Source organism: Bartonella sp. CL25QHWL, assembly GCF_042195335.1.
Taxonomy (GTDB): domain Bacteria; phylum Pseudomonadota; class Alphaproteobacteria; order Rhizobiales; family Rhizobiaceae; genus Bartonella.
Genome location: NZ_JBHIOE010000086.1, coordinates 1 through 746, shown reverse-complemented (window position 1 = coordinate 746; position 746 = coordinate 1). Strand labels below are relative to the sequence as shown.

At 42.0% G+C, this 746-nt stretch carries 1 pseudogene; it reads left to right on the top strand.

From position 1 onward, the window contains the following. Nucleotides 1–139: 139 nt before the first annotated feature. Nucleotides 140–746: pseudogene (locus ACFILY_RS09590) on the top strand (hypothetical protein); the annotation flags it as partial.

Sequence of the window (746 nt, the reverse complement as noted above, 5' to 3'; positions counted from 1 at the left end):
TAATATTATTGCTATTGGTAACAACATACAGGTACATTCACAAAATAACCTGTTTGAGGCTGTTACTATTGTTGGCAACAACACGCAAGTCAACAGTGCTGGTACTACCGTTATTGGTGGACGGTCAAGAGCGGAAACGTTGTCCAGTGTTGCTCTAGGTGCAGATACTGTAGCCGATAGGGCTAGTGGTGTTTCTGGCTATTCTCCTTATAAGAAAGCGAATGCAACAGGTGCTGACGCTCAATGGAAGAGTGGTTATGGTGCTGTGAGTGTTGGTGATGTCAGCGAGAAGAAAACGCGACAAATTATAGGGGTAGCAGCTGGTTCTGAACTGACTGATGCTGCTAATGTTGCGCAGATAAAGTCATTACAAAATTACGTAGATAAAGGTTGGCAGCTGTCTGTTGGTGGTGCAGATGCTACAACTATTGGTATAGAGAGCAAGATCGATTTATTAGCGGCAAGTAAAAATCTTCAAATTAGCAAAGGCAAAGATGACAATAATATAAAATTTGATCTAGCTAAGGAAATCGCAGTCAATAAAGTAACTGCAGGAAGCAATACCCTAGACGCAACAGGCTTAGTGATTGCCAATGGTCCGAAAATAACCACCGGAGGTATTGATGCTGGAGGTAAAAAGATAACTGGAGTGGCAACGGGTACTGAAAGCACCGATGCGGTGAATTTTGCACAACTGAAGGAAATAAAAGAACAAGTAGCAGCCAGTAGTTTTATTAAACAAGATG